Annotated in this window: 20 protein-coding genes and 1 riboswitch; all 20 genes read left to right on the forward strand. The window is 33.4% G+C overall.

Going from position 1 to position 25,788, the window contains the following annotated elements; translation table 11 throughout:
- The first annotated feature begins 59 nt into the window (after nt 1-59).
- Nucleotides 60-539 carry a hypothetical protein gene (locus OCV48_RS00180; protein WP_021982302.1) on the forward strand — a complete coding sequence of 160 codons (480 nt, stop codon included), beginning with the start codon at nt 60-62 and terminating at the stop codon, nt 537-539.
- A gap of 26 nt (nt 540-565) precedes the next feature.
- Nucleotides 566-775 carry a hypothetical protein gene (locus tag OCV48_RS00185; protein ID WP_021982303.1) on the forward strand — a complete coding sequence of 70 codons (210 nt, stop codon included), beginning with the start codon at nt 566-568 and terminating at the stop codon, nt 773-775.
- 31 nt (nt 776-806) lie between these two features.
- Nucleotides 807-2,456, forward strand: a complete 1,650-nt coding sequence (locus OCV48_RS00190) for a putative manganese-dependent inorganic diphosphatase (RefSeq protein WP_394803210.1) — start codon at nt 807-809, stop codon at nt 2,454-2,456.
- Between the two features lie 12 nt (nt 2,457-2,468).
- Nucleotides 2,469-3,032 (forward strand): flavin reductase family protein, encoded by a 564-nt coding sequence (locus tag OCV48_RS00195; RefSeq protein WP_021982305.1) that lies wholly within the window; start codon nt 2,469-2,471, stop codon nt 3,030-3,032.
- 35 nt (nt 3,033-3,067) lie between these two features.
- Nucleotides 3,068-4,954, forward strand: coding sequence for an ATP-dependent nuclease (locus OCV48_RS00200; RefSeq protein WP_021982306.1), 1,887 nt, complete (start codon nt 3,068-3,070; stop codon nt 4,952-4,954).
- Nucleotides 4,935-5,444 carry a shikimate kinase gene (locus OCV48_RS00205; protein WP_021982307.1) on the forward strand — a complete coding sequence of 170 codons (510 nt, stop codon included), beginning with the start codon at nt 4,935-4,937 and terminating at the stop codon, nt 5,442-5,444. The genes OCV48_RS00200 and OCV48_RS00205 overlap by 20 nt, the downstream gene beginning before the upstream one ends.
- Before the next feature lie 14 nt (nt 5,445-5,458).
- Nucleotides 5,459-6,856 (forward strand): peptidoglycan DD-metalloendopeptidase family protein, encoded by a 1,398-nt coding sequence (locus OCV48_RS00210; RefSeq protein ID WP_021982308.1) that lies wholly within the window; start codon nt 5,459-5,461, stop codon nt 6,854-6,856.
- 353 nt (nt 6,857-7,209) lie between these two features.
- Nucleotides 7,210-8,502 (forward strand): UDP-N-acetylglucosamine 1-carboxyvinyltransferase, encoded by a 1,293-nt coding sequence (locus OCV48_RS00215; protein WP_021982309.1) that lies wholly within the window; start codon nt 7,210-7,212, stop codon nt 8,500-8,502.
- Nucleotides 8,503-8,970: 468 nt separating this feature from the next.
- Entirely contained in the window at nt 8,971-12,747 is a 3,777-nt protein-coding gene (locus tag OCV48_RS00220) for a vWA domain-containing protein (RefSeq protein ID WP_147590786.1), read from the forward strand.
- Nucleotides 12,748-12,807: 60 nt separating this feature from the next.
- Nucleotides 12,808-13,410: a hypothetical protein gene (locus OCV48_RS00225; protein WP_021982311.1), complete on the forward strand. Its 603-nt coding sequence runs from the start codon at nt 12,808-12,810 to the stop codon at nt 13,408-13,410.
- A gap of 7 nt (nt 13,411-13,417) precedes the next feature.
- Nucleotides 13,418-14,020, forward strand: a complete 603-nt coding sequence (locus tag OCV48_RS00230; RefSeq protein WP_021982312.1) for a hypothetical protein — start codon at nt 13,418-13,420, stop codon at nt 14,018-14,020.
- Nucleotides 13,986-14,630 (forward strand): hypothetical protein, encoded by a 645-nt coding sequence (locus OCV48_RS00235; protein ID WP_021982313.1) that lies wholly within the window; start codon nt 13,986-13,988, stop codon nt 14,628-14,630. The genes OCV48_RS00230 and OCV48_RS00235 overlap by 35 nt, the downstream gene beginning before the upstream one ends.
- Nucleotides 14,631-14,741: 111 nt before the next feature.
- Nucleotides 14,742-14,839: riboswitch (SAM riboswitch) on the forward strand.
- Between the two features lie 285 nt (nt 14,840-15,124).
- A complete protein-coding gene (gene metK / locus OCV48_RS00240; protein WP_021982314.1) occupies nt 15,125-16,312 on the forward strand; it encodes a methionine adenosyltransferase in 1,188 nt (395 codons plus the stop codon).
- A 420-nt stretch (nt 16,313-16,732) separates the two neighbouring features.
- A complete protein-coding gene (locus tag OCV48_RS00245) occupies nt 16,733-18,244 on the forward strand; it encodes a sensor histidine kinase (protein WP_147590787.1) in 1,512 nt (503 codons plus the stop codon).
- The gene (locus OCV48_RS00250) at nt 18,234-18,926 is read left to right on the forward strand and encodes a response regulator transcription factor (RefSeq protein ID WP_147590788.1); all 693 of its coding nucleotides are present in this window, start codon (nt 18,234-18,236) and stop codon (nt 18,924-18,926) included. The genes OCV48_RS00245 and OCV48_RS00250 overlap by 11 nt, the downstream gene beginning before the upstream one ends.
- Nucleotides 18,927-19,137: 211 nt before the next feature.
- Entirely contained in the window at nt 19,138-20,175 is a 1,038-nt protein-coding gene (ytvI, locus tag OCV48_RS00255; protein ID WP_147590789.1) for a sporulation integral membrane protein YtvI, read from the forward strand.
- A 222-nt stretch (nt 20,176-20,397) separates the two neighbouring features.
- Nucleotides 20,398-21,615 carry a CCA tRNA nucleotidyltransferase gene (locus OCV48_RS00260; RefSeq protein ID WP_021982318.1) on the forward strand — a complete coding sequence of 406 codons (1,218 nt, stop codon included), beginning with the start codon at nt 20,398-20,400 and terminating at the stop codon, nt 21,613-21,615.
- Nucleotides 21,616-21,654: 39 nt separating this feature from the next.
- Nucleotides 21,655-22,665, forward strand: coding sequence for a protein kinase family protein (locus OCV48_RS00265; RefSeq protein WP_262558467.1), 1,011 nt, complete (start codon nt 21,655-21,657; stop codon nt 22,663-22,665).
- Nucleotides 22,666-22,747: 82 nt separating this feature from the next.
- The gene (locus OCV48_RS00270) at nt 22,748-24,010 is read left to right on the forward strand and encodes a peptidase associated/transthyretin-like domain-containing protein (protein WP_147590791.1); all 1,263 of its coding nucleotides are present in this window, start codon (nt 22,748-22,750) and stop codon (nt 24,008-24,010) included.
- A gap of 29 nt (nt 24,011-24,039) precedes the next feature.
- On the forward strand, nt 24,040-25,776 hold the full coding sequence (locus tag OCV48_RS00275) for a phospho-sugar mutase (RefSeq protein WP_021982322.1): 1,737 nt from the start codon (nt 24,040-24,042) through the stop codon (nt 25,774-25,776).
- Nucleotides 25,777-25,788: the final 12 nt, after the last annotated feature.

Here is a 25,788-nt window from a genome sequence, read left to right on the forward strand (position 1 = left end):
GGTAAATTAAGATAGAATAATTATAAGTGAAACTAAAAAGAAATGGAGTCTAAACAGATATGTTGACGAATTATAGTAATTTAAGTGATAAAGATAAGAAGAAATTCGAACAGAGCATAAAAGCAATGTACATAATATTAGGTCTGGCAGTCATTTTCTTTTATGTACTTCCATTTGCATGTATGTTTACAGGTAATCTGGCACAGGTACTTGTCCCGATGATTTTATTAAATGTAAATACAATATTTGTATTTATTGCCTGCCTTATACATTCTAAGAAATATAATTTCAGTGTACTTATTCCGCTGGCACTTGCAATATTCTACATACCAACGGTAATAATATTGTATAGAGATTTTCATTATATGATGTTTGCGGCGATTTACTTAGTGTTGGGCTTATTTGGTGAATTTACAGGATATCTGTTCTTAAAACGTAAGCACAATAAGAGACAGCCATTTGGTCTTAATCGTTTAGTTAATGGTAAGAAAGAGAAGAAAGCTAAACCACAGAAAAATAAAAACAGCAAAAAGAAATAAGATAGCAGAAAGGCACACAACTAATTATGGCAAAAAATAACAGAATAAAGAAGTGGATGCAATATAATAAGGCAGCTGTAATATGGATAGCAATTATTCTTGTATACACATTGATAATGTTAGGAATTATATTTGGACTTGGCTTCGACTTTAAGAGTTGTTCATCAGGTTCATTAACAGATACTAAAAATGCAGACAATGTTAATATAGAGACATCGATGAAACCAGCATCGTAACTGTGTCTGCGGAATGGAGAAGATTATGGCAATGAGAAATAATAAGATATATGTTATCGGTCATAAGAATCCGGATACAGATTCTATTTGTTCCGCCATAGCATATGCATATCTTAAAAACCAGATAGATGACAGGGAGTATGTGGCTAAAAGAGCAGGTCAGGTTAATGAAGAGACTCAGTTTGTCTTAGATTATTTCAATATAGAGATACCGGGATATGTAAATGATATCGGAACGCAGGTAAAAGATATTGAAATAAGGGAGACGAAAGGGGTAAGCCGTAAAATATCTCTTAAGAGAGCATGGAATTTAATGAAGGAATTAAATGTAGTTACACTTCCTATAACGAATCATGGCAGATTAGAAGGAGTAATTACTACTGAAGATATAGCAGAAGCATATATGGATGTAAGAGACAGTAAGATATTATCTACTGCCCATACTGCATATAGTAATATAGTAGATACAGTTGACGGAACTATGATATGTGGAAATATAGAAGCATATTATACAGAGGGCAAGGTTCTAATTGCTGCAGCTAATCCTGACCTTATGGAGAACTATATCGAAGAGGGAGATTTAGTTATATTAGGTAACAGATATGAATCACAGTTATGCGCAATAGAGATGAACGCTGGCTGTATCGTAGTATGCGAGGGTGCAAATGTATCGATGACCATAAGGAAAATGGCAGAAGAACATAATTGTACAGTAATAAGTTCGCCACACGATACTTACACAGTTGCACGTCTTATTAACCAGAGTATGTCGATTAGCTATTTTATGAGCAGAGAGAATCTTATTACATTCAGAACTGATGATTTTACAGAAGACATTAAGAGTGTAATGGGTAAGAAAAGATACAGGGATTTCCCGGTTGAAGATAAAAAAGGTAAGTACGTGGGAATGATTTCAAGACGTAACCTGTTAAATGCAGACAAGAAGAAGATAATTCTTGTAGACCATAATGAGAGAAGTCAGGCAGTTGACGGCCTTGAAAATGCTGAGATATTAGAGATAATCGATCACCACAGAATCGGTTCATTAGAAACAGTATCACCAGTATTTTTTAGAAACCAGCCACTTGGATGTACGGCAACCATAATATATCAGTTATTTACGGAAGCAGGCGTTAATGTTCCAGCTGATATGGCAGGTCTGTTATGTGCGGCAATTCTTTCAGATACATTGATGTTCCGTTCGCCTACCTGTACAGCAATAGACAAGATGGTGGCAGAGGAATTAGCTAAAATTGCAAACATTAATATTGAGAAATTCTCAACAGATATGTTTAAAGCGGGAAGTAATCTAAAGAGCAAATCGCCTGAAGAAATCTTCTATCAGGATTTTAAGAAATTTACAATCGGTGATATGAATATCGGTGTTGGTCAGATTAATTCGTTAAATGCAGATGAACTTGCAGATATTAAAGAGAAATTAAGTACCTATCTGTCAAAAGCATATAAGGAACATGGACTTAATATAATATATTTTATGTTTACAAATATAATTTCAGAATCCACAGAGGTTATATTCGTGGGAAATGGTGCAGATTCAATAATTGAGGAAGCATTTAATACCAAGATAGAGAATAATTCAGTAATTCTAAAAGGTGTAGTGTCTAGAAAGAAACAGTTTATTCCGGCATTATTAGAGACGATAAATGGAGGAAATGCATAGAAAGAGGTATATATGGCTAAACAGAGTTGGAAACCGGGCAATATGTTATATCCTGTACCGGCAGTTATGGTAAGTTGTCAGCGTGAAAATGAGAAACCGAATATTATAACGGTTGCCTGGGCAGGAACTATATGTACTAATCCCGCAATGCTATCTATTTCGGTGAGACCTGAGAGATATTCGTATAACATCATTAAGGAAACTAAGGAATTTGTTGTAAATCTTGTGACAAGTGATTTGGCATATGCTACAGATTATTGTGGTGTGAAATCAGGCAGAGATGTAGATAAATTCAAGGAGATGAATCTGCATAAGAGCATTTCAAAAGTAGTGAAAGCACCGGGAATTGAAGAAAGTCCGGTAAATATTGAATGTTGTGTTAAAGAGATTAAGGAACTTGGAAGTCATCATATGTTTATCGCAGAGGTAGTATCTGTAAATATTGATGATAAATATATGGATAAAACAGGTAAATTTAACCTGAATAAGGCAGGACTTGTTTCATATTCACATGGAGAATATTTTGAATTGGGCAAGAAGTTAGGTAAATTCGGTTATTCGGTAGCTAAAAAGTAATATATTAAATTTAATGTAAAAGGGCGTGGAACTTAATGAAGATTAGTTCAATAACTATTGATAATTTCAAGTCAGTAAGACATTTAGAAATACAGGATATTGATAATGCATTTATCCTTGTGGGCAAGAATAGCACAGGTAAAACAGTTGTGTTAGATGCGATTCGTGCTATAGCAGGAATGTATGACATACGAAGTGAGGATTTTAATGAAAGTGGAAAAAATATCGAAATAGGAATTACACTTGATATCGAAGAGGAAGATTTAGAACTTCTGCATGAGCGTGGAATAATATCAAAATACAAGAAATATGAGGTGTGGCACAGAGATTTCTGTGAGAAACTGCCATCATACAAGGATAATAAACTTACATTTATATATGTAATGAATAAAGAAGGAAAAGAAAAATATTCTGACGGTTTCAGAAAGAACAATAAATATATCAAAGAGGTTTTACCTAAGGTGTATTTCATCGATAACGAAAGAAATATTAAGGAATATCAGGACGATTTATTGAGACTTCAGGACAATATGGAGTTAGCTGATGTAAGAGAAGACATATGTATGTTTGATAAGAGTAAGAAGTGTAACAGATGTTTTGAATGCATCGGAATTATAGAGAAGAAGCAACCACATGAATTGAGTGTACATGAAACATCTAAATTGCTCGAATATAAATTATACAATCAGAATCTTAACAGATTTGCAGAGCAGGTTAATAAGTATTTTGCCAAGAATGGAGTACATTCCCAGTATATTGAATATAAGGCAACCTGTGATTTCGAAAGCTTCTTCAAGATTAATACATTGCTTGGCAATAAGGACAGGGGTACAGCGAATAATATTGATACAATGAGTGCCGGTACTAAGAGTATCTATCTGTTATCACTTATTGAAGCATATATTGAAGAAAGCAGCAGAGTTCCAAATATTATTATGATTGAAGACCCAGAAAGTTATTTACATCCTCATCTTCAGAAGTCAGCAAGTGAGATTCTGTACAGATTATCGAAGAAGAATCAAGTAATTTTTTCAACACATTCTCCTAATATGATATTTAATTTCTCGAGCAGGCAGATTAAACAGGTGGTATTAGATGATGAGTTCTATACAACCGTAAATGAGAATGTAGATATTGATGATATTCTAGACGATTTAGGTTATACTGCAAATGACCTTATGAATGTAAGTTTTGTATTCATTGTTGAGGGTAAACAGGATAGCAACAGATTACCATTACTGCTTGAAAAATACTATTCAGAGATATATGACGAAGATGGTATGCTGCAGAGAATATCGATAATACCGACTAATAGTTGTACTAATATAAAGACTTATGCTAATCTTAAATATATTAACAAATTGTATCTTAAGGACCAGTTTCTTATGATAAGAGACAGTGATGGTAAGAACCCAAGATATCTTGTGAAACAGTTGTGTAGTTACTATGCACAGCGTGGCAAAGAGGATGTGGAGAATTTACCAAGAGTTACGCCGAGAAATGTTTTAGTACTTAAGTATTACTCATTTGAAAATTATTTCTTAGATCCAAAGATTATGGCAAAAATTGGTGTTGTCAAAAGCGAAGAAGACTTCTATAATATTCTATGGAAAAAATATAAAGATTACCTTTATAAACTTCCAAGTATGAAACGTATGTGCAGAATTAAAAATGTGCGCATTTCCAATAAACAGGATTTAAAAAATAATATGGAAAACATAAGAATATTTGTAAGAGGTCATAATCTTTTTGATATTTTCTATGGAAGATACAGAAATGATGCTGAGACAGAGATTCTTAAGAAATATATAGATGTAGCACCAAGAGAGAATTTTGCAAATATTCTAAATGCAATAGACAGATTTGTATATTTCGAAAACAGACGAAAAGAGGACAGCGATGATGGAGCAGAAGAACAATAATATTATACTGGTAGGTATGCCGGGTGTTGGAAAAAGTACAGTCGGTGTGGTATTAGCGAAGATATTAGGATATCATTTTGTAGATGCTGATATTGTGATACAACAGAAAGATGGACGTTTGCTAAAAGATATTATTGCAGAAGAAGGCGTGGATGGTTTCATAGAAATCGAGAATAAGATTAATTCGGAAATTAATGGTAAAAAGACAATAATTGCGACAGGTGGAAGTGTCATATATGGCAAAGAAGCCATGGAGCATTATAAACAGATAGGCGATGTCATATATCTTAAATTAGATTATGATACATTAATCAACCGTCTTGGTGACATTAAAAACAGAGGTGTTGTATTGAAAGACGGACAGACACTTAAAGATTTGTATGATGAAAGATGTAAATTGTATGAGAAGTATGCGGATATCGTAGTAGATGAAGCTGGATTAGATGTGGAGAAAACTATTGATAAGCTAGTTGAAAATTTGCAGAAATAAGAGATGAATTAACAATGTATAGATTTACAAAAAAAACAAAGAAAATAATGTTAACATTTATATTTGCTTCTATTATTATATGTATGATTTTGGTAATGAACTTTTCGTGGGTTAGTGGAATAACAGGGCATACATTTACAAATAATTATTATACAGTTTATATAAATGGAAAAAAGGCAGGTAATTCCTTAAACTATAAGAGTATACAGAAAGCCATAAAGGAAGCCAGAAGGCGGATTAATGATGAAAGTGCGTCATTACAATTCGTAGATGCAGATATAGATATAAAGAAGTCTAAGAAAGTATTTGGCAAGACAGATTCAGTGTCAGAGCTTAGTTCCTCAATCTATGATGAATTTGAATCGTCAGTAAAAGATACAAAACAGAAAGCTTATGTTGTAGACATTGATGGATATATAATTACACTTAATTCACTTGCAGACGTTGAATATTTATTCAATGCAGTAAAGAATAAATATGATGACAGTGAAGATTTCAATACGAATCTTCATCTTGATGATATAGGAGGACATACAACGATTACCTGTAGTATTTCTAAAGCGGGAATTAGCAGTGTGAATTTTCCTACTGTAATGGCAAGTGGTGATGGTAGTGATGATGAGCTTGTAGAAAATTCATCAGGAAATGGAACAGATACCATATCAGGAATTGATGATTCTAAAGATGTGAAATTTGGCGAAAAGGTAGAAATTATCCCATGTTATGTTGAACCATCCCAGATTAATGAACTTAATTCAGCAATAAATATGGTATCAGCAGACGATAAATCAGCAGAATTGTCGGTTGTTGTAACGGAGAAGCAGACTTATGATGTGGAATACAGTGTACCAGTAGAATACGTGTATAATGATAACTTATATAATACAAAGCAAAATGTATTAAATGAGGGTTCGGCAGGTGTAAAAACGATTGTAGCAAATGTTACTTATAAAAATGGCAAGGAAACTAACAGAGATATTTTACAGGAAACAATAACTAAACAGGCAGAGGCAAGAGTTATAGAGGTCGGAACTGCTGTTCCACCAACATTTATTAAACCGATAAATGGAGGAACTCTCTCATCAACATTTGGTGCAAGATGGGGAACTGTTCATAAAGGTGTAGACTGGGCATGTAGCATTGGAACTGCTGTAATGGCTTCGTGCAATGGAACTGTTATTCAGGCAGGCTGGATGAATGGATATGGTTATTGTGTTACATTAAAGCACAGTGATGGAAAATGTACGAGATACGGACATCTGAGTGAAGTCTTAGTAAGCGAGGGACAGTCTGTGTCACAGTCAGATGTTATTGCACTTAGTGGTAATACGGGAAATAGTACAGGACCACACGTTCATTTCGAGATAATCGAGGACGGAGTGCAAGTCAATCCATTCACTTATCTTAATTAAGATATAACAAAATTGTTAAGAAATTGATAACAAAATAAAAAGTAATTTACAAATAGAATCTTTGTGCTATAATCTGATTAATCAGCTAATGGCTGGACAATTAAATCAGATTATAGAATACGCAACACTTATGTGATTTATAAGACTTTTAAAGTATAGAAAACGGATTGTTGCGTGTATTTGAGCGTAAAATAGTATTTGATTTTTGAACACAGATTAATAGATACTGACAAATTAATATAGAATAATAAATATAGACTAATAGAATAAAATAGAACAAAACAGAACAAATTAGAACAAGAAATTTGAATGTTGACAGTAAATCATAGATTTTGAATTGTATGAGGTGCAAAATGGAACAGTATGTTATAAAAGGAGGAACTCCTCTCAAAGGTGAGGTAGAAATCAGTGGTGCTAAGAATGCGGCACTTGCAATTTTAGCAGCAGCAATTATGACAGATGAGACAGTAACAGTAACGAATTTACCGGATGTAAGAGATATAAATGTGCTATTGCAGTCAATAGAGGGTATTGGAGCGATCGTTAAAAGGGAGAGCAAAAACTCTGTTAAGATAAATGGTGGTACGATCAGCTCAGTAACAGTTGATTATGAATACATTAAGAAAATCAGAGCATCATATTATCTTCTTGGTGCGTTACTTGGAAGATTTAGTAAAGCAGAGGTTGCCCTTCCGGGTGGATGTGATATTGGAACAAGACCAATTGACCAGCATATCAAAGGATTTAAGGCACTTGGTGCAGAAGTTATAATCGAGCATGGTATGATAAAAACTAAGGCTGAACATCTTGTTGGAAGTCATATCTATATGGACGTTGTATCAGTTGGTGCAACTATTAATATTATGCTTGCTGCAGCACTTGCAGAGGGTAGCACAATCATTGAAAATGCAGCAAAAGAGCCTCACGTAGTTGATGTAGCTAATATGCTCAACAGTATGGGTGCCAACATTAAAGGTGCCGGTACAGATGTTATCAGAATTAAAGGTGTTGAGAAGCTTCATAAGACAGAGTATTCAGTTATTCCGGACCAGATAGAAGCAGGCACATTTATGTTTGCGGCAGCAGCTACTAACGGAAATGTTCTTGTTAAAAATGTAATTCCAAAGCATTTAGAGGCAATTACAGCTAAGTTATTAGAGATTGGCTGTACAATTGAAGAATACGATGATGCAGTAAGAGTTATCGGAACAAAAGAACTTAGAAGTACACAGGTTAAGACTTTACCATATCCGGGATATCCGACAGATATGCAGCCACAGATAGCTGTAACACTTGCCATATCAAAGGGAACAAGTATTGTAACAGAGAGTATCTTCGAGAATAGATTTAAGTATGTTGCAGAACTTGCGAGAATGGGTGCCAATATAAAGGTTGAAGGCAACACAGCCATTATTGATGGTGTTGAACAGCTTACAGGGGCAGAGATAAGTGCACCGGACTTACGTGCGGGAGCAGCACTTGTAATTGCAGCACTTACAGCTAAAGGCTTTACTACAATAGATGATATCGGATATATTCAGCGTGGATATGAGAATTTCGAGGGAAAACTTACAAGCCTTGGAGCCTGTATCGAAAAGGTTACATCAGAAAAAGAGATACAGAAATTCAAATTAAAGGTTGGTTGATAAGTTGGCAATAAGATAAAAATAGAACGCATTTTGACTGATGAGGTTGAAATGCGTTTTTTAGATAAACTCGAAAATTGTTGAATACACCCGCAAAATATGTTAAACTGATTAAAGGTAACAAGAGGCGGACTTTTAGAAATATGTAGATGCAATTTGGGAATCTGCGGGTGTACAATCATATGGGTTTGGTAGAATGTTGGGCTTAAAGAGTTTATGATAATATATCTGAAAATTACGATTGCATAACAATAATGTTATGCATTTTTTGATTTTATGGGAATGTTTATAATATCATTGTATCAATATAAATCAGAAATGCTCCGTAAGAGTACGACTCCTAGATATTACCTTAGAAGAGTGTGAAAATAATGTCAATATGATTATTTTTCATACAGATGAAAAAAGGAGGGTAGTGTGCAAAAGAGTAGCTATAAACAATATTAATTAGGAAATACGGAGGTATATATGAGTATAAAAAGTACAAGATTAAAGAAAAGAATATTAGCATTAATATTAATGATTGCGTTGCTATGCACAAGTATGGATATGGAAGCATTTTACATAGAGACGAAAGCCTCTGATGATGTAGAAATGACAACATTGTACTTAGTTGATAATACAAATGAGAAGTGGATAGGGAATGATAATGCTATTATTGAATTAGTTGATAATACTAATTGGCATAAGCATTATACAATGAAGAAAAATGATGACACAAGCTGGAGTGTGGATGTTCCTGATACAGCATATAATATTACATTTAACAGATTAAATCCTGGTGATAATACGCAATGGAATTCATGGAGTGCAGGTGGAAGAGATGATAACAATGCATACTTTGCAGATGGTGCAGAATATGGACATTGGGATAATAAAGAGATAGAGGACGATATACGTTTTCGTGCAGGTGATATAGTATATCTTGATTTATCAGCATTTACTGACTGGGAAAATAGTAATGCACTTATGTATACTAATTTTACAGATGCGACAAAGGATAGTAATGCAGGAAGAGACATAGAGATTGCTACAGCAGATAAGAATCTGTATAATCCAAGATTAGTTAATGTAAATGTTCAAAAACATATCTATGCATATATTCTATCTAAAAATGATGATGGAACAGAAAAATTAAGATTCTGGAGAGGTAATGACAGAACATTATGGAATTATTCAGTAGAGCTTACATGTGAAGAATACGAAGATGGAATAAACTGTGTAAAAGTCTATGGCTGGAATGATAGTGGAACTAAATATAAAAGTGATTATTCATTTGATTTAGAGGTGGACACAGATGGTGATGGTTTGCCGGATTATAATGAAATAAAATTTGGAACAGACATTAATAATCCTGATACAGATGGCGATGGATTAAATGATTACTATGAAATAGAATATGGTTATTCGCCAACTAATCCAGATACTGACGGGAATGGTGTATTAGATGGTGATGAAGATTATGACGGAGATAAACTGAGAAATTCAGAAGAGTTCATATATGGAACTGATATGGCAAAATATGATACAGATGAAGATGGCATATCTGATTATGATGAAATTTTCATATATGGAACTAATCCTCTAAAAGCTGATACAGATGAAGACGGAGTGCTTGATAGTGACGAAATTGATATCGGAACTAATCCACTTGAAAAAGACAGTGATGGTAATGGTATTAATGACAATGAAGAAGTGTTCAAAAAGGATTATTCAGCAAAAGATATGATAACCTATTATGACACAGATGTATATCCGACAATCAATGTTGAGGGTACAATTAATGTATTAGAAAGTGTCACAATAGATACAAGAGACTGGGATACATTAATAAATTGTAATGTGCCGGGATATATCGGGACTGCTTATGAATTTAATTGTGATGGCGAATTTGAAAGTGCAACTGTAACATTTACATTAAGTGAAGAGATAATGTCCAAACCTGATTTTGTTCCTGCAATATATTATTATAATGAGGAAGAACAGTATTTAGACAAATTAGAAAACCAGACAATAAATGGCAATAATATTACAGCGAAACTAGAACATTTTTCATCATATATAGTTCTTAATTCAAAAGAATTTGATGAGATATGGGATACTGAAATAATACATTATTCAGATGATGAATTGAAGAAACCATTAAAGATTGGATTTGCAGTTGATTGTTCGGGCAGTATGTCATGGAATGATCCTGCTTATTTAAGAAATTCGGTTTCTAATCTGATAATAGATAAAATGGATGAAAAAGACAGCGGTTTTGTTGTATTGTTTGAGAGTTATGCATATCTTGAGCAGTCTGTTACAACAGACAAATCTCTTCTTAAGAATGCTATAAACAGTTCTTATAATAGTGGTGGAACAGCATTGTGTCTTTCGGTTGAGAGAAGTATAGCCCAGTTTGATGAAGCTGATATTAAAAATAATAGAAATATTATTATGATATTATCAGATGGATATGATAATGAGGGCGGACAAAATATATCTACATTAGTAAATATGGCAAACAGAAAGAAAATTAAGATATATTCAATAGGTTTAGGAAGTGATGTGGATATTAATCTGCTAACGCAACTTGCGGAGCAGACTGGTGGAAAGTTTTATCATGCAACGGCTGCAACTGATTTGGAAGATATTTATAAACAGATTGGCGGAGAAACAGTAGATTATAAAAAAGATTCTAATAATGATGGAATATCGGATTATTATACTAAGTTATTATGTGAAGGAAAGTTAAGAACCGGAACAGGCATAAAGTTATTTGACTGTATAATGAATAAAGAAGCAAATAAAGTGCTGAGTGGTTATACATATGAACAGGTTCAGGAAAATAATGATTTAGATGGTGACGGTTTAAAGAATGGTGAAGAAATTGAAGTAGTATCTAATCATCTGGGAACATATGTATTTATGAAATCAAATCCTACTAAGAAAATGTCAGATATGGATATATATTCAGATTATGACGAAGTAAAAAAATACAATTCAAATGCATTCAAGAATAATATCTGCTTAGGTGACGATGACATAAAGTTTTTACGTGATGACAGTAATTATTATTCATCTATGTACAGTGATGCATATAGCGGAGCATCAATCCAATCTATAACATCATGGATTGGAAGAACAATATATGGAACAGATTTAGATAAAAAAGAAATAAGCGAAGACTTGCTTCTTGATTACTTCTCATATAGAGACAGATATTCTGTAAGTGATAATATGGAAAGTGTCCTAACATTAGGTAATGCAATAGGAAATATAGAGTCAGTTGTTGAGAAGATAACAAGAGATGGGGCAAAATATGTAGAACTTACAGACGATTTAATTGATTTGAATTATGAATACAATAAACTGTTAGATGCTTATTTTATAGTAAGAGAGGGAGTCGAAGTACCTCATCTTGATAAAAATCTTATAAGAATAGCAGACAAGATAGATGATATTCTTGCGAAAGAAAGTTCTATACAGGATACAATTAATACAAAGATAACACTTAAAATTAAACTACCAAAAGCTATGTGTAGTAGTAATGTTATAGAAGTTATATCAAGTATAGGTTGGATTTGTGAAGGAGCTTCATTGGTAAGGTGTTTGGGTGAAGGTTATCTGGATTATCTTACTATGCAGGAGAATCTTAATGTAATGCAGGAAAATCTTGACCTGTTAAATGCAATATCAGAAAATGCACCTGAATGGACGATGAGAGCGGCAGCTAAAAAACTGAATAATGTTTTGGAAGATAAATATAATCATATGTGGTTGACATTTAAGGAGGAATTTCAAAACACATGGGGAGATTTAGCCAAAATAGGTATGTCAAGTTTGGCTTCTAAATTAAATCCTGCAGCAATAATAGCGATAGTGTCGGTTTCAATGTCTAATGTGATAACCGGATATTCCGATACATCACTAAAGGCAATCAGAACATATGAGGCTGGATATATACCAGAAATAATGTGCGATGAATTAAATAAATCAGATTATGGTTACTCTTTATATCAAGGCGGAATAAGGTCATATTATGAAAATAGTACAGAAGCCTATGGTAAATACATTGATATAATTGCATTAAGAATATTTGCCGAGAATGAAATGATTGCTCTGGAGAAATCAGGCAGCAAATGGCTTAATAAGTTATGGGATACCGTTGGTATTGGAGCAGGAAGCAATAGAAAAGAGATTATTGCGGATTGTAAAAATATGATAAAAACACTAAATGGTATGCTAAGTAGATTAAGATAATAAAGAGATGGGAGTCTCTGTGAAAAGAGACTTCCATTATCAAGAGTAGGCGAAAATAAAATGGCAGGAATGATAGAATTATTGATAGGTACTATAATGGCACGTATTATAGTGGCATTTATTAGAAATAGAACAAAGAATAGCACAAATATAAGCTGGGTATTTAGAACTATAAAAATGAGTGGACTAAAGTTTGACTTGCTATGTAGAGGATTTGCGTTAGGGTTAATCGTGTTATTTTATCTGCTACATTTAATAGGGATAAGTAAGATTCTGCCATATACATATATAGCATTTATGTATATAGAGGTAGTGGTGCTATTTATAGCACCATTAAAAGCAGAGGCAGAATGTTGTCTGCTAATAAAGGAAGTCCCAGAAGAAGTATTTGGATATAAAATAAATCCTGAATCACCACGTGTAGATCGTGAAAAAGGGTGTGTACTTATATCATCTTTAATGGAAGTTTATCCAATGTCAATGATATATTTAAAAATTGTAGATAGTATTACATATGAATTATTTATGGACTATAGTTATATTATTATATTTATTATATTGGATTTGTGGATGCTAATTGAAAGAATACGTGATGATAAGAGGTTTAGGAGATTAGAAAACCAATACTACGAAGAAAAGTTTAGGTCATATTACAGAAAGTGAGAATGTTATGGTAGATATGATTGGATTCTTGATAGGACTTATAATAGCAAGAATTATAGTTGCTTTCATTAGAAATAAAACAAAAAATAGTACAAATATAAGCTGGGTATTTAGAACTATAAAAATGAGTGGATTAAAGTTTGATTTAATGTGTAGAGGAATCGCATTAGGGTTAGTAGTGATTTTTTATCTACTACATTTAATAGGGATAAATAAGATATTACCATATACATATCTGGCATTCATCTATATGGAAATAGTAGTGCTATTTATAGCACCATTGAAAGTAGAGGCAGAATGCTGTCTTTTGATAAAAGAAGTGCCAGAGGAAATATTTGGATATAGAATCAATATCGAATCACCACGTTTGGATCGTGAAAAAGGGTGTGTACTTATGTCATCGATATCAGAACTATATCCTATGGTGATGCTGTATATAAGAATTGCAGACTATAATAAATATAAACTTTTAATTGTTTATGGTTTGCTTTTTAGTTCAATATTATTTGATATTTTAGTATTAATGGTTAGAATACATGATGACAAAAGATTCAAGAGACTAGAAACCAAGTATTATGAAGAAAAGTTCAGGTCATATTACAGAAAGTGAGAATATTATGGTAGAAATGATTGCATTATTAATAGGAATTATAATGGTAAGAATTATAGTAGAATTTGTAAAGAACAAAACTTCAAATAGTAAAAATATATGTAAAATATTTAAAAAAATAAAAATGAGTGGACTAAAGTTTGACTTGTTGTGTAGAGGAATCGCATTAGGATTAGTAGTGATTTTTTATCTACTACATTTAATGGGGATAAGTAATGTTCTGCCATATGCATATATAGTATTTATATACATGGAAGTATTAATGCTATTTATAGCACCATTAAAAACAGAGGCGGAATATAATTTGCTTATTAAAGAAGTGCCAGAGGAGATATTTGGATATAAATATCTTGATAATCAACGTATTGAATGTGTGAAAGCTATTATAATGCTTTCGTCTATTAATGAAATTTGTTTAGTTGTAATGCTATATATTAAAATTATAAATCCTAATTTTAACGCGTTTGTAGAATTATCGCCATTTATAATTTTTAGTTTATTAATATTTGATATTCCGTTGAGTTATTTTAAGATATGGCATAATAAGAGATTCAAGAGACTAGAAACCAAATATTACGAAGAAAAGTTTAGGTCATATTATAGAAAGTAGATAAAATTTTTATTTGAATTAACAAATTATGTATATTTACAAAAAAACTATTGACAATATCTTATACATTTGTTAGTGTATGTCTTGTTAAAAAGTTCATATTGAGTAATTCTCTTATTCAGAGTGGTGGAGATACAGGGATCTGCGAAACCACAGCAACCCCCCATTGAGGAAGGTGCTAACCTGAGCGAGTAATCGAGCAATAAGTAGATGATTGACTATAAATCAAGTCCACCATCTGCGTGGACTTTTTTCACGTCAGCTTTAAGCCGTGCATTTCTAACGAATCACTCACATTAAAGCTTGCTTTTAAATGAGAGTGATTCGTTAGAAATATAGGGCGCAAGCCCGTGACCGAGTAACGGAAGTTACGAGGCGAACGGCGTAAAGCGAAGCAAGGGCGAGGGTCCGTGAGCGAGTAACGGAAGTTACGAGGTGAACGGCATAAAGCTTGCTTTTAGTAGTCGTAAACAAGAAAAAGAAAGGATAAACAAATGGAAAAATTATTATTCACATCAGAATCAGTAACAGAAGGTCATCCTGACAAAATTTGTGACCAGATATCAGATGCAATCTTAGATGCATTATTAGAGCAGGATCCAATGAGTCGTGTAGCATGTGAAACATGTACAACAACAGGTTTAATACTTGTTATGGGTGAAATTACTTCAAAGGCAAACATAAATATACAGAAAATCGTAAGAGATACAGTATGCGAAATCGGATATGACGATTCAGCAAAAGGTTTTGATGGACATACTTGTGGAGTTATGGTTGCACTTGACGAGCAGTCAACAGATATTGCTATGGGTGTAAATAAAGCGCTTGAAGCTAAAGAAAATACAATGTCAGATGAAGAAATCGAAGCAATTGGTGCAGGAGACCAGGGTATGATGTTTGGATATGCTTCAAATGAAACAGAAGAATATATGCCATATCCTATTGCACTTGCACATAAATTAGCACTTAAACTTACAGAAGTTCGTAAGAATGGAACATTAAGCTATCTTCGTCCTGATGGAAAAACACAGGTTACAGTAGAATATGATGAAAATGGCAAGCCAATTCACTTAAATGCAGTTGTACTTTCAACACAGCATGATGCAGAAGTAACACAGGAACAGATACATGAAGATATCAAGAAATATGTATTTGATCCGGTTCTTCCTAAAGAATTAGTTGACGAGAGAACAAAATTCTTCATTAACCCAACAGGAAGATTCGTTATCGGTGGACCAAACGGAGACAGTGGATTAACAGGTCGTAAGATTATCGTAGATACTTATGGCGGATACGCACGTCACGGCGGCGGTGCATTTTCCGGTAAAGACTGTACAAAGGTTGACCGTTCAGCAGCATACGCAGCAAGATATGTTGCTAAAAATATTGTTGCAGCAGGACTTGCTGATAAATGTGAAATACAGCTTTCATATGCAATCGGTGTAGCACAGCCAACATCTATAATGGTAGACACATATGGAACAGGTAAAATATCGGATGCAAAATTAGTTGAGATAATCAGAGAGAACTTTGATTTACGTCCGGCAGGAATAATCAAGATGTTAGACTTAAGACGTCCAATCTACAAACAGACAGCAGCTTATGGACATTTTGGCAGAAACGACCTTGATTTACCATGGGAGAAATTAGACAGAGTAGATACACTTAAGAAATATTTATAATGAGATAAAACTTTTATATAAATATCTCAGAATATTAAAGTAGTATTTAAAATGATATTAATTAAGAATTAGACAAATATTTTAATTAATAAAAATATGAATATACAGACAGCTATTTGCTTAGAGCTGTTCATATTAGTCAGTATTTAGAATGAATAATATGAATTTACGCAGAGCAGATAGCTGTTTTATAATATATAGAATTAGGTGTATAAGAGATTCTTTGAAAATTAACTGACAGATAATATGGTTGGTGCAATCCGCCATTTTGATGCTTTAATCTGTATATAAAATGCTTCTTTTTATAAAAAATTAATAAATATGCACAATTGTTTATTAGTAAGCATACTAATTCTATGATACAATACCTAGTAGTGAATAATAGAAATGTGATAAAGAATTAAGGTGGAATCAGATAGTATGAAGTTAAAGAGTAAAATAAAACTATCTTTTGCGGTGATTACGATTATTCCTATTTTATTTATGATAGGAGTAATTTTTTGCATAAGCAGCTTTCAGATAAGGAGTATTGAGAATAAATATAATATTGATAATGTAGAATTTGAGAGTCTTATTAATCCTACAAGGTTGTATAGTAAATTTACACAGGACGTATATGAAAATATTGTCGCTAAAATTCATGATGATAAAGATAAAATAGCTGATGAAGCATATTTAAGAAGACTTAATACTGAACTTAGTGAGAAATACTCATTTTTAATAGTGAAGAAGCAGGGAAATGTTATATTCAATGGCCAGCCGGCCAGCGATAAGGACTTGATTGAACAATTACCTGATTATAGAGGAAGTCTTGAAGGCAATGCAACATATGTTGGTACGTCATTTATATATGGAGATTATAAATATCTTGTTAAGCAGTTAGCATTTTCATTTAATGATGGCACAAGCGGAAGTGCCTACATTGTGACAGGACTTAACAGGATAATGCCACAGGTTAAATTAATGATTATTGAAGTATTTGTGGCAATATTTATAATTATAATATTGACAGGAATCCTGCTTGCATTATGGATTAACCGAAGTGTTATGACACCGCTTAATAAATTAGGCGAGGCAACGAAGAAGATTGCCGAGGGTGACTTAGACTTCACGTTAGAGTCTGAAAGTAAAGATGAATTTGGTGCATTGTGTGATGACTTTGAGAATATGAGAAAACGTCTCAAAGAATCGGCGGAAGATAAGATAAGAGATGATGAGGAAAGCAAGGAATTAATAAGTAATATTTCCCATGATTTAAAGACACCGATAACAGCCATAAAAGGTTATGTTGAGGGAATTATGGACGGAGTAGCGGATACTCCTGAGAAAATGGACAAATATATTAAAACTATTTATAATAAAGCTAATGATATGGACAGACTTATTGGTGAGCTGACAATGTATTCTAAGATTGATACGAACAGAATACCTTATAATTTCAAAAAGGTAAATGTAGATGAGTATTTTTCTGACTGTGCAGAGGAGATATCAATAGAGCTTGAGGCGAAAAATATTACCCTTAATTATTTTAATTATGTAGATAAAGATACGGTAATAATTGCGGATCCTGAACAGTTGAAGCGAGTTATTAATAATATTATCAGTAATTCGGTAAAATATATAGGTAATAAAAAAGGTGCTTTGAATATCAGAATTAATGATGACAATGATTTTATACACGTTGAAATCGAAGACAATGGTAAAGGAATTGCAACTAAAGATTTGCCGTATATATTTGACAGATTTTACAGAACTGATGTTTCAAGAAATTCTAATCAGGGAGGAAGTGGTATCGGTCTTGCGATAGTTAAGAAGATTATCGAAGTTCATGGCGGTAAAATCTGGGCAACCAGTAAGATTGACACAGGAACAATAATGCATTTTATAATAAGAAAATATGTAGAACCGGAGGTAGAAACGAATGAGCAGTAAGATACTTATAATAGAAGATGAAGAAAGCATTGCAGAATTAGAAAAGGATTATTTAGAATTAAGTGGTTTTGAAGTACAGATTGAAAATTCAGGAGATACAGGACTTAAAGTTGCGTTAGAGAAAGATTTCAACTTGATTTTACTTGACCTTATGTTGCCTGAAGTTGATGGATTTGAAATATGTAAGCAGGTAAGAGAGAAGAAGAATACACCGATTCTTATGGTATCTGCTAAGAAAGATGACATTGATAAAATCAGAGGATTAGGATTAGGCGCAGATGATTATATAACGAAACCATTCAGCCCAAGCGAAATGGTTGCCAGGGTAAAAGCACATTTAGCAAGATATGAAAGATTAATCGGCTCAGGCGTTCAGGAAAATGAGATTATAGAAATTCGTGGTCTTAAGATTGATAAGACAGCAAGAAGGGTATATCTGAACGGAGAAGAGAAGATATTTACAACTAAGGAATTTGATTTGCTTACATTTCTTGCGCAGAACCCAAATCGTGTATTTTCGAAAGAAGAGTTATTTAAAAAGATTTGGGATATGGACTCTGTAGGCGAAATTGCAACAGTAACAGTTCATATCAAAAAGATAAGAGAGAAGATAGAATTCTCTACTGCGAAACCACAGTATATTGAGACTATATGGGGCGTAGGCTACCGCTTTAAGGTATAAGAATAAAAGATGCCCCATATAGTCTGCTTCGCAGGGGATGCGCAGACTACGTCGCGCCCATATCAGCAAAGCTGATATGTCAATGGGGCGTGGGCTACCGCTTTAAGGTATAAAATGTTAAGAATATTTTTCACGAACTTCAGGATTATGAGAATAAAATGCACTAATCCGTACAACATACTAACAGTAGTATAATGGAGGTAGTGAGAAGATGGAGGTATCTGATAAGGGAAAATATTATTTGAAATTAGTATTGGTTACGGCAATAGCATACTTTTCATTTAAGTATCTGTTGCCGCTTTTTTTTCCATTTTTATTAGCATATTTACTTACGTATTTAATAAGACCGATGGTTAAATATGTTAATGAAAGATTTAGAATTAACAGACGGGTTGCTATAATAATTCTGCTTACAATTGTGGTGAGCATCATCGGAATAGGTCTTGCAATTATAGTTATTAAGACTACAGGGCAGATTAAGAATCTGGTTACTAATTATGACAAATACGAGAAAAAAATGGATATAGTAATGGATAAAACCTGTTGTATGGCAGAAAAATATTCGGGGATTGATAAAGATAAAATCGAGGGTGTTATAAATAAAGGAATTGATGGAATTACGGATATGAGCAAGTCACACGATGTCAGATATGCAATAATGAATAAATCATTAAGTACGGTGGTAATGTTTGGTGAATGGTTTGTTATTGTTCTGACAGCCATAGTTACTTCGTATTTTATGTTAATGAATGAGGGAAAAAAATCAGATAATTCAAATATGGAAAGCAAACGCCTTATAACAGATTTAAAACGTATTTCAGGAAGCGTTGGTAAAGTATGCATTGCCTATATTAAAACGCAGCTTGTGATAATGCTTATAACGTCAGTAATATGCTTTATTGGTTTTATGATTATGAAGAACAACTATGCATTATTCATAGCGATACTTGTGGGCGTTTTAGATGCTTTGCCGATAATTGGAGTTGGTATCTTATTAATTCCGTTTGTAATCATTTACATTATTCTGGGTAATTATTTTAAGGCTGGAGTGACATTTATAGTTTTTGTGATTTGTTATCTGGTAAGGGAATTTGCAGAGCCGAAGCTTATGGGCGACCAGATTGGAATTTCTCCTATAATGAGCCTGATATCAATGTATGTAGGATATAAACTATTTGGTATAGTTGGAATTGTGACAGGACCAATTGCTTATGTGCTTATAGATACATTGATGAAACAGGAGAATTAGAAAAGAAATCTTTGCATTGAAAAATCTACCTATTATTAGTAAAATAAACCATATATCATATAAAATAACAATCAGTTTAATCGTAACAATGTGTTTTAATACACGATTATATAAATATATAAACTAATGTATGAAAGTATCATATAAACTAATGTACGCAAGTAACTTATAAACTAAAGTTTATACACATTATTGTAAATTAGTAAGAAAGGCGAGAATAATTTGACTAAGATAAACGTACCCAAAAGTGTAAAGATAATAATTAAAATTTTAGAAGATAATGGTTATGAAGCATTTGCGGTCGGGGGCTGCGTAAGAGATGCGATTATCGGGAGAGAACCTAACGACTGGGATATAACGACATCAGCGATGCCGGGTGATGTGAAGAGGTTGTTTCATAAGACAATTGATACGGGAATAGCTCATGGAACGGTGACAGTAATGATAGAGCGTGTCGGCTATGAGGTCACAACATACAGAATAGATGGAGAATACGAAGATGGCAGACATCCTAAGAGTGTCGAATTTACAGGAAACCTTATAGAAGATTTGAAGAGAAGAGATTTCACTATAAATGCAATGGCGTATAATGACCGTCAGGGAATCGTAGATGAGTTCGACGGAGTGGGCGATTTAGAAAGAGGTCTTATAAGATGCGTAGGTAATCCGATTGACAGATTTAATGAAGATGCACTTAGAATATTAAGAGCTGTCAGATTTGCTGCAGCACTTAACTTTGATATAGAAGAAGAGACGAAGAATGCAATTGTAACATTGGCAGAGAATCTTAATAAAATCAGTAAAGAAAGAATACAGGCAGAACTAGAGAAATTACTCATATCAAAGCATCCTGAGAAACTTAAAATTGCTTACGAGACAGGCATAACAAATGTTATATTTAAAGAGATAGACAGGCTTGAGAAAATGGATGAGCTTGATAATACTATTGGTAAATTATGTGAAATGCCACCAAATCATTATTACAGATGGGCTACTGTGCTGATACACACTGACAGGGAGGAATGTCGAAACATATTAAGAGGTTTTAAGTTCGACAATAAAACAGTGAATAATGTTTCGGCACTCGTAACAGCCATGAAGAGAGAAATTCCGTCAAATCGTGGTGAGATAAGACGAGATATATATGAAATTGGTGAAGAAATATATCCTATGTATTTAGAATTCAGAAGAATATATGATGATGAAAATAGTGATAGAATCAGAGAGATTCAGGCTGAACGGGAAGATATCTATGATAAAGGAGATTGTGTTTCACTAAGAGGTTTAGCTGTAAATGGAAGAGACTTAATGGAATTAGGAGCGAGCAGAGGCGCAGAGGTAGGCGCAGGATTAGAAATGCTTTTATACAAAGTGCTTGAGGATAACGAGTTAAATGATAAAGAAACACTTATTAACATATTTAAGAAATCTGTTTCATAAGATAGCATATGAGGCTGTATTAGGAATGGAGGATTGTGTGTGAGTGAAAAGGGGAATGGAATCATATGCAGATATGATTTTATAGTTAATAAGACAGGTAGAGCTAAAGGGGCTACATTATTGGATACCGATAAGGGATATTATCTGCTTCGTGAATTCAAAGGGACAAAGAAGCATTTGGAATTTGAAGAAGATTTATTAAACAGATTAAGTGAAAATGAATCGATAAAAGTAGAACAAATCGTCAGAGACTCTGATGGTAACCTTATTAATGAAAGTGATGATGGCAGAAAATATGTAATGCATAAATGGTGTGCCTCTAAAGATTTAGAACAGAAAGACACTATGCTTTTAATAAAAGCAGCAGGTGTTCTTGGTAAACTTCATTTGCTCATGAATGAAATGGCTTATGATATGAAATATCTGAATGAATGTTTTAATATTCAGGAATCGTACAGACAGTTGAAGCCCGAATTTGATAAGCATAATAAAGAAATGAAGAGAACTAGAACATTTATAAGGGATAAACGAAGAAAGAACGAGTTCGAATTATTGATTTTATCTAGTTTTGATAAATTTTATCAAGATGGCATCGAGGTTGAAGAGCAGATGCATAATGAGAGAATACATGAATTTATCGATGACAGCATGAGATTAGGCAGAATAATTCATGGAGCATATAACTATCATAATATTGTAGTTACGGGAAACAGGCTTATGGTTACTAATTTCGAGCATTGCAAATGCGGTATACAGATAAGGGATTTGTATGATTTTATGCGAAAAGTAATGGAGAAGCATAGTTGGAACAGGGATTTGGGAATGAAACTTCTGAATGAATACAGGAGAAACAGGGAGATAACTGCCGAAGAATTTAAGTATCTTATTCTTAAGTTTAAATATCCTGAGAAATACTGGAAGATTCTCAATCATTACAACAATAATAATAAGGCATGGATACCTGACAAGGACGTAATAAAGCTTAAATCTGTCATAGAACATCAGGATAGAAGAAGAGATTTTATTAACAGTTTATTAAATTTAAAATAATATTATTGTTTTTTTTGACTTTATTAGACGAATATTATATAATAAATAGGATTATGTAAGTTGATAACTAAGGAGATAACTGATGAACATCAAGGAAAAAACATTCAAATATATTATGGTTTTTCTGGGAACGATTTTTGTTGTAGTTATAATTATGATTGCAACAGGAGATAAAAGTGGTAAAAAAGCTACTATCTCTAATGGTGTGGATATTCCGGTTATGCCTACTGCTAAGACAGATAAAAGTGAAGATTCCAAATCGGATAAATTACTTCAGGCAGTTGTTATTGATGTAGATAAGGATAAACATACTATGATTCTACAACAGACTGGTACAGATTCTAAGATAACATATAGTTATACGGGAGGTACGGAAGTGTCTAACCGTTATGATGAGGCGATTTCCGTAAATCAATTAAAGATTGGAGAGGTAGTAGATATTGAATTTGCTGCTGACAGGAAATTATCTAAGATAAAAGTATCAGATGGTGACTGGGAATACCAGGGTGTGACAGATTTTAAAATCGATACACAGAAGAAGTTACTTACTGTAGGAAGTTCTGTATACAGTTATACAGACAACACAGTTATAATTGATGAGTACAGGGAGACAACACTTGATAAATTAGAAGGTATTGATGTAGTTACACTAAAGGGTAAGGATAAGCAGCTTGATTCGATAATAGTTACCACAGGACATGGTTATGTCAGACTTGACAGCACAACCTTCTTCGAGGGTGGTTTTGTCGAGATAGGCTCGAAGATAGTACAACTTATCACGGAGAATATGGTTATACCGGTACCCGTTGGAGATTATACATTAACAGTAACTAAGGATAAGACCTCTGGTTCTAAAGATATTTCAGTAGAAAGCAATGAGGAAATCAGAGTTAATCTTATAGAATTTCAATCAGATGCCGTAAGGCTTGGTACATTATCATTTAAGATAACACCGGCAGGAGCAAAACTTACGATAGACGGAGTAGTCAAGGACTATTCGGATATAATTGATGTGGCATATGGTACACATAAGATAGTGATATCAGCTAAGGGTTATGATACGTACAGTCAGATAATAAACGTTCAGGACATTTTTAAGGAATATAATATTTCCTTAACACAATCTACTGAGACATCTGTGGCTGATACTAAGTCGGAGAAAGACAGTACAGATGAAAGTGAGAGCCAGACTTCTAAAAATACATCGTCTAAAAATAATACGAATAGTAAATCAAATCAGAAGCAGACGACATCTTCTAAGAAGTCAGCTAATAGTACAGCACAGACAACTACATATCAGACGATTGATTATTCAAAACTGATAGGTTCGCTAATTGGCGATTAAATATATTGATGCGTTACAGGAGGTAAAAGATGAATTACAAAGAACTTTATGAAGAGTGGCTTAGCAACACTTGTTTTGATGATGAGACAAAGGCAGAATTAAAAGCCATCAGTGATGATGAAAATGAGATTAAAGAAAGATTTTACCAGGAATTAGAATTTGGTACTGCAGGACTTAGAGGAATAATTGGTGCTGGTGTTAACAGAATGAATGTATACACAGTTCGTAAAGCTACACAGGGACTTGCTAATTATATTTTAAAAGTCGGCGGCGCAGATAAAGGTGTTGCAATTGCTTATGATTCAAGAAGAATGTCTCCTGAATTTGCAGATGTGGCAGCATTATGTTTAAATGCAAACGGAATTAAGGCATATGTTTTTGAAAGCCTCCGTCCAACTCCTGAATTATCATTTGCAGTAAGAGAATTAAAATGTATAGCAGGTATTAATGTAACTGCCAGTCACAATCCACCAGAATATAATGGATATAAAGTATATTGGGAAGATGGTGCACAGATTACACCTCCACATGACACAGGAATTATGGCAGAGGTTAAGGCTGTTACAGATTTTGCTACACTTAAAACAATGGATAAAGACGAAGCTGTAAAAGCAGGATTATATAATGTTATTGGTGCAGATATTGATGATAAATATATTGCTGCACTTAAGAAACAGGTCAAACATCAGGATTGCATAGATGCAGTTCAGAAAGATTTAAAGATTGTATATACACCACTTCATGGAACAGGTAACATTCCTGCAAGAAGAATTCTTAGAGAATTAGGCTTTGAAAATGTATATGTTGTTCCTGAACAGGAACTTCCTGATGGCGAATTCCCAACAGTAAGCTATCCTAATCCTGAAGCAGCAGAAGCATTTGAACTTGCTTTAAAGCTTGCTAAAGAGAAAGACGCAGACCTTGTTCTTGCAACTGACCCTGATGCAGATAGATTAGGTGTATATGTTAAAGATGATAAAACAGGTGAATATATTACGCTTACGGGTAATATGTCAGGATGCCTTTTAGCCGATTATGAGATAAGCCAGATTAAGGAATTAAATGGTCTTCCAGAAGATGGTGCATTAATTAAGACAATCGTTACAACTAATATGGCAGATGCAATTGCTGAATATTATGGTGTTAAGTTAATTGAAGTGTTAACAGGCTTTAAATATATCGGACAGCAGATATTAAGATTCGAACAGAGTGGTAAAGGTGAATATTTATTCGGTTTCGAAGAAAGCTATGGATGCTTAATCGGTACTCATGCAAGAGATAAAGATGCAATTGTAGCTACAATGGCACTTTGTGAAGCAGCAGCATATTACAAGACAAAGAATATGACTTTATGGGATGCAATGATTGCAATGTATGAGAAATACGGTTATTATAAAGATGGCATACAGTCAATTACATTAAAGGGAATCGAGGGACTTGCAAAGATTCAGGAGATTCTTGATACTCTTAGAAATAATACACCTGAGAAATTCGGTAAATACAAGGTATTGTCAGCAAGAGATTATAAGAAAGATACAATTAAAGATATGGTTACAGGTGAAGTAAAACCTACAGGACTTCCTTCATCAAATGTATTATATTATGATTTAGAGGATAATGCATGGCTTTGCGTAAGACCATCAGGAACAGAACCAAAGGTTAAATTCTACTATGGTGTTAAAGGAACATCTCTTGAAGATGCTACCAAATTATCTGATGAACTTGGTAAAGAAGTAGTAGATATGATAAATGAAATGTTAAAATAGTAAACAATGTGA

It is taken from the genome of Bovifimicola ammoniilytica (assembly GCF_025567085.1).
GTDB lineage: Bacteria > Bacillota > Clostridia > Lachnospirales > Lachnospiraceae > Bovifimicola > Bovifimicola ammoniilytica.

Bases quoted from the DNA above. Each gene is read 5' to 3' on its own strand.
- OCV48_RS00185 (WP_021982303.1), top strand. From the start codon at position 566: ATGGCAAAAAATAACAGAATAAAGAAGTGGATGCAATATAATAAGGCA.
- OCV48_RS00270 (WP_147590791.1), top strand. From the start codon at position 22,748: ATGAACATCAAGGAAAAAACATTCAAATATATTATGGTTTTTCTGGGA.
- OCV48_RS00220 (WP_147590786.1), top strand. From the start codon at position 8,971: ATGAGTATAAAAAGTACAAGATTAAAGAAAAGAATATTAGCATTAATA.
- OCV48_RS00190 (WP_394803210.1), top strand. From the start codon at position 807: ATGAGAAATAATAAGATATATGTTATCGGTCATAAGAATCCGGATACA.
- metK (WP_021982314.1), top strand. From the start codon at position 15,125: ATGGAAAAATTATTATTCACATCAGAATCAGTAACAGAAGGTCATCCT.
- OCV48_RS00245 (WP_147590787.1), top strand. From the start codon at position 16,733: ATGAAGTTAAAGAGTAAAATAAAACTATCTTTTGCGGTGATTACGATT.
- OCV48_RS00200 (WP_021982306.1), top strand. From the start codon at position 3,068: ATGAAGATTAGTTCAATAACTATTGATAATTTCAAGTCAGTAAGACAT.
- OCV48_RS00235 (WP_021982313.1), top strand. From the start codon at position 13,986: ATGAAGAAAAGTTCAGGTCATATTACAGAAAGTGAGAATATTATGGTA.
- OCV48_RS00230 (WP_021982312.1), top strand. From the start codon at position 13,418: ATGGTAGATATGATTGGATTCTTGATAGGACTTATAATAGCAAGAATT.
- OCV48_RS00215 (WP_021982309.1), top strand. From the start codon at position 7,210: ATGGAACAGTATGTTATAAAAGGAGGAACTCCTCTCAAAGGTGAGGTA.
- OCV48_RS00180 (WP_021982302.1), top strand. From the start codon at position 60: ATGTTGACGAATTATAGTAATTTAAGTGATAAAGATAAGAAGAAATTC.
- ytvI (WP_147590789.1), top strand. From the start codon at position 19,138: ATGGAGGTATCTGATAAGGGAAAATATTATTTGAAATTAGTATTGGTT.
- OCV48_RS00275 (WP_021982322.1), top strand. From the start codon at position 24,040: ATGAATTACAAAGAACTTTATGAAGAGTGGCTTAGCAACACTTGTTTT.
- OCV48_RS00225 (WP_021982311.1), top strand. From the start codon at position 12,808: ATGGCAGGAATGATAGAATTATTGATAGGTACTATAATGGCACGTATT.
- OCV48_RS00250 (WP_147590788.1), top strand. From the start codon at position 18,234: ATGAGCAGTAAGATACTTATAATAGAAGATGAAGAAAGCATTGCAGAA.
- OCV48_RS00205 (WP_021982307.1), top strand. From the start codon at position 4,935: ATGGAGCAGAAGAACAATAATATTATACTGGTAGGTATGCCGGGTGTT.
- OCV48_RS00195 (WP_021982305.1), top strand. From the start codon at position 2,469: ATGGCTAAACAGAGTTGGAAACCGGGCAATATGTTATATCCTGTACCG.
- OCV48_RS00210 (WP_021982308.1), top strand. From the start codon at position 5,459: ATGTATAGATTTACAAAAAAAACAAAGAAAATAATGTTAACATTTATA.